The sequence below is a fragment of the Pseudoalteromonas sp. TB25 genome (genome assembly GCF_000497995.1).
GTDB classification, from domain to species: domain Bacteria; phylum Pseudomonadota; class Gammaproteobacteria; order Enterobacterales; family Alteromonadaceae; genus Pseudoalteromonas; species Pseudoalteromonas distincta.
Genome location: NZ_AUTI01000133.1, coordinates 1 through 5,119, shown reverse-complemented (window position 1 = coordinate 5,119; position 5,119 = coordinate 1). Strand labels below are relative to the sequence as shown.

The 5,119-nt window shown below is 35.1% G+C and carries 3 protein-coding genes; 1 reads left to right on the top strand and 2 read right to left on the bottom strand.

Features of this window, described 5'->3' with window-relative positions; translation table 11 throughout:
• The first annotated feature begins 250 nt into the window (after positions 1-250).
• Complete coding sequence (locus L652_RS0102910; protein WP_024596856.1) at positions 251-1,096, top strand: UDP-2,3-diacylglucosamine diphosphatase; 846 nt, start codon at positions 251-253, stop codon at positions 1,094-1,096.
• 19 nt (positions 1,097-1,115) lie between these two features.
• On the opposite strand, the gene L652_RS0102905 is transcribed toward L652_RS0102910, so the two are convergent.
• Together L652_RS0102905 and L652_RS0102900 are read right to left on the bottom strand one after the other, a co-directional pair.
• Entirely contained in the window at positions 1,116-4,175 is a 3,060-nt protein-coding gene (locus L652_RS0102905; RefSeq protein ID WP_024596857.1) for an ATP-binding protein, read from the bottom strand.
• 275 nt (positions 4,176-4,450) lie between these two features.
• Positions 4,451-5,119, bottom strand: a 669-nt coding sequence (locus tag L652_RS0102900; RefSeq protein WP_024603266.1) for an ABC transporter permease subunit, incomplete at its 5' end; no start/stop codon positions are given.

The following is a 5,119-nucleotide window of genomic DNA, read 5'->3' as shown; positions in this document are numbered from 1 at the left end:
CGGCTGTTAAAGGTTAATAACACGCACGCTCAAAATAGACTAAAAGGCCGCATTTAAAATGCGGCCTTTTTTATGCGCGATTAATAGCAATACGTAATAATAGCTGCTCAATGACTCACCTTTCCTAGCTTTGTAGAAATCATTTAATTACGGCCTTGGTATAAATTGTCATGGAGGCTTCGCTAAAGTGTCTCATAAGTGTCATTAGATTTATCTACAGTGTTTAATTATTACACTATGGATGACGGGCATGACAAACAATCAACTGCGTAAAAAACAACATTATCCAGCCATTTGGATATCTGATGTTCATTTAGGTTACAAAGATTGTAAAGCTGATTACTTACTTGATTTTTTAAACTCGGTAGAATCTGACACACTTTATTTAGTGGGTGATATTATTGACTTATGGTCAATGAAGCGACAGTTTTATTGGCACCCTTCTCATTATGAAGTATTAAACTGCATACAAACAAAAGCAGCTAGCGGTACACGTGTCATTTATATTCCCGGTAATCATGATGAAGCGTTTAGAAACTATATAAATCAAACATTATTTGGTGTTGAAATCCACCAGCAGTTTATTCACACCACTAAAGCTAATAAACGGTTTTTACTTATACACGGCGACGACTTTGATTCAGCGACTCGTTATAACAAACTTGTTAGTATTGCGGGGGATGCAGGATACGACTTTTTATTATTTTTAAATCGCTGGACCAATCGTATACGTAAAATATTTGGTGGTAACTACTACTCGCTTGCATCGTGGATAAAAGCTCGGGTACACAAAGCTCGAGAAGCGATTAGTGCCTTTGAAGATGCCGCAGTTCATGAAGCTAAAAAACAAAACGTAGACGGTATTATTTGTGGACACATTCACCATCCCAAAATTAAAGTGGATGACGGTATTATGTACTGTAACGATGGTGATTGGATTGAGAGCTGTACTGCGCTTGTAGAGCAGCAAGATGGAAAGATAGAATTACTACATTGGTCAGATACACAATTTATACTCGATAGCGCAGACATAGCTATTCTTAACACGCCTTTAAATACGTCAACAAATACCAAACCAAAAAAATCAGCTGCTTAGCAGCTGATTTTCAAAACGATTAACTTAACCAAGTAATTAGCTTGTCTTTTAAAGTTTGTGGTTTAATTGGTTTAGTAATGTAGTCGTTCATTCCAGCAGCTAAACAACGCTCTCTATCACCTTCCATCGCACTCGCTGTCATAGCGATAATCGGTATGTGAGTATAATCTACCTCGGCCTTACTATTTCTGATTTCACTTGTTGTATCATAGCCATTTAAATTAGGCATTTGGCAATCCATTAAAATAACATCAAAAGCTTGCTCTTCGTTTTCTCTCAGTGCTTCTAAGGCTTCTATACCGTCTGACGCACAAGTGATTTTTACTTTAGTACGTTTTAATATTGCCTTAGCTACTTCAATGTTTATCATATTATCGTCAACTAATAATACATGATACGCAGATAGGTCAGGCTCTACTTGTTCCTCTTCCAAGCCTTTTGGTGGCGCTATAATGCAATCATTACTGGCACCAAATAAGCTGGCTAACTTATAGCTAAATTGATCTTGGGTAAGCGGTTTATTTAGAATGTGGCTACCCTCAGGTAATATCATTTTAGTCGGTTTATCGGTCACCATGTCGCGTAAAATTAAGACGTACTTTTTATTAAACTGTTTACAATAATCAATAAGGGCATCAATTTGAGGATGCTCATCGTCAATCAATAATAAGTCAGCTTCAAACTCTTTGTGCTCACTAAAGTAGTCAAGTCGTACAATGTTTTCTGCTTTTACTTTGCAGGTTAATAACAATAAGTCGCATACGTTTTTATAAACGTTATCGCGCGCTATTAATGCAGCTACGTTGATACTTGTAGCAAGCTCTATACCTGTGTTTAATTTTTTCTCTTGTGCAACGTGTAGCTCAACCGTTGCGGTAAAGGTACTACCCGCGCCCTTTTTACTTATAACCGTAATATTACCACCCATTAACTGAGCAAGTTTTTTACATATAGATAAGCCTAAGCCTGTACCACCAAAATGACGGGTTGTACTTGAATCTTCTTGTGTAAATACTTCAAATAGTTTGTCTATGTTTTCAGGCGCTATACCAATTCCGGTATCTTTTATTGTAAAGCTCATTAATAATTTTGAGTCAGTTATGTACTTAGAACCGACAGTTAAACTTACTTCACCTCGGTGGGTAAATTTAAATGCATTATTAACTAAGTTAATTAAAATTTGTTTAAGTCGATGGCTGTCGCCAATAACCATTCTGTCTACTACATCTTTAGTATCTAAAAATACTTCAAGACCTTTGCGTTGGCCCTGTAAAGCTAAAGAGCTAATCATATCGCTACATACTGTCACAACATCAAATGTATGGTTATCAATATCAAGCTTACCTGCTTCAATTTTAGAAAAATCAAGAATATCGTTAATCAGATTCATCAATGAATTAGCACTGCTATTTGCTAGTTTTAAATAATGGTATTGTTGATCGGTTAAGCCATCTTCTTTGAGCATTTCAAGCATCCCTAGTACGCCATTCATTGGTGTGCGTATTTCGTGAGAGATATTTGCTACAAAGTCACTTTTTGCTTGGCTTGCTGCTAATGCTTGGTCAATTGCACGTTCTAGTTCAATGGTCCTTTGTGAAACCTTTAGCTCCAGAGTACTGTTTAACGCTTCGAGCTCTGATTGCGTATTTTTTAATGAGCTAATATTTCTTAAAATAGCCGCTACCTGATAACGGTTATTATATACGTCAAAAATACTACTAAGCGTGATAGAAAAGTATTGTTTGTTGCCATAACCATCTGTGTAGATAGCTTCAAACGGCATTTTTGAACCGTTTGTAATAGTCTCTTGTATACAATTAGTGTCTGCGTCGTTTAAATTAAACAGCGAAACAAAATCAGGATTAGTGCCTGAAATTGAACTACCAAAAACCTCTTTAGCGGTATTATTAAAGTGAACAATTTCGCCGTTTTGCTCAATTGTAAAAATAGCATCCAAAGAATTTTCTATTACTTTATTGTTTTGCTCTTTTAGAGAATTAATTAATAGCTTACGGTTTATAAAGCGTTGGTATAAAAAAGCAATAACTAAAAATATGCTAAAAAATACCACTAACATTGCAATAAAGTTTTGACGTCTCTCATTCACCTTTGCAAACAATGTTTTTGTATCAACACTTACACCAAGCTCTAAAGGTAGCATGGCTATATCACCCTCAAACGAAATTCGTTTTTTTAAAGTGTAAGCCACTGGATAATTACTTATTGGTAAAGTGCCTTGCTCTGTCATGGTGGTTGCAGTAGAGAATTCTTCAGACCATGTTTTAGTTTTATTAAATTCAAAACGGAATCGAAGTTGAGGGTTTGGATGATATAAAAATTCACCTTCATTATTCATAAGGTAAATCTGCGTCCCTTGTGGAGATTCAACTGTTAAATCTTCAAGTAATTTATCCGCAAAGTAATTAGTAACTAATATTGCAAATATTTTATTATTTTCATCAAAAACAGGCTTAGCAACACGAAAAGTGCTTATATAAGGTTCTTGTATCTGTCCATTTTCACGGTTGTAGTTAATTGGAGAAATATAGACACTTTTCTTATCAAGCATGCTTGCTTTGATTATGTAATCGCGTTGACCTTTTTTTTGTAATTGCAGACCTTGTAGTCGACTAATCTCTCCAAGTTGATTTCGGTCAACTCTAACAATCTCTTGCCCACCATCTTCGAGCATAATATAGCGAGCTTGCAAAATACTGTCATCGGTCTGCATAAAACCAGTAAAAATACTTGCTAAGCGCTCTTGCCAAACATCTATTGGCGTACCGAGAACAGGATCAATTAGTTTATTTTCTTTAGCGCGGGTAATGCCTTGTATTGGTGGTGTAGCATCTAAAAAACGAATGGCGGTAACACTGTCTTTAAGATGTTTTTTTAATGAATAGCTCTTTGTTTCAAGTTCACGCTTTAATTCTATTTGAGCTGAATTATAAACATCACTTCTTACTTTTTGATCGAACAAATACAGAGATGGTAAAGCTATAAGAACAAATATTATTGTTGCAACAAGCATTAAGTTATTATTTTTTGTCACGTTCAAAAAAATATTCTTTTTTAACATTTACCTTCACCATAAGTTTTTATTGTTATTAGTATAGAGTATTAAAGAGAGAATTGGACCCTCTAACTAATCAGTTATCGTTATAATTTTTATAATAAAAAGACTAAATCATTAGTTTTATTTAGAGCACAACCCTTATGTGAATTTTAAATGAATGGGTTAAAAAATATTGGCTTACAAAATTAATAAATGAGCTATTTTAACTATTAATCGCTTCAAAGTATAAAAGGTAGCAATTGCTACCTTTTATATATTCTTAAAACCCTTTATGTACATTATCTAAATAGCACATCTTCTCTGTTAAACCACTTAACACAAAATGCCAATAGTCCAGCAGCAATGATTGCAGTGGCTAAAAATATTAAGCCTACAAATGTGTAATCAACAGTCCCTTTTACTATTTCTTTAATTGCTAATGCTACGTTTGTAACAGGAATGAATGCTGTTTTAGCAGTTAGTTCCATATTTGGCATTATTGAAATAATAATCGGGAAAAATACGCCCATACTAAGTGGTGCCATATAATTCTGCGCTTCTTTAAACGTGCGAGCATAGATAGATATAGCCAGAGCTAAGGCCGAAAATATAGCTGCAACAGGTAATAATAGTACAAATATCATAAGTAAATCGGTAACTGCTAATGTACTAAACGCGGCTTTAATAAAATCAAGATCGGCAAATGCGAGCGCCAATGCTATCCAACAGCCCATACTTAAGACGGTTATGGTTGTGGAGGCAATGGATGTAGTTAACAAGGTTATAAATTTACCAAGCACCAGCTCTGTACGCGTAATAGGTGTAAGTAGGAGTGTTTCTAGTGTGCCCCGTTCTTTTTCGCCAGCGCCTAAATCAATAGCGGGATAAGTTGCCCCCATCAATACTAATGGAATAAGTAGGTAAGGTAAAAAACCGCCAATTTTTTCGCCAAGGTTTTCACGTTTATC

Bases quoted from the DNA above. Each gene is read 5' to 3' on its own strand.
- L652_RS0102905 (WP_024596857.1), bottom strand. From the start codon at position 4,175: ATGTTAAAAAAGAATATTTTTTTGAACGTGACAAAAAATAATAACTTA.
- L652_RS0102910 (WP_024596856.1), top strand. From the start codon at position 251: ATGACAAACAATCAACTGCGTAAAAAACAACATTATCCAGCCATTTGG.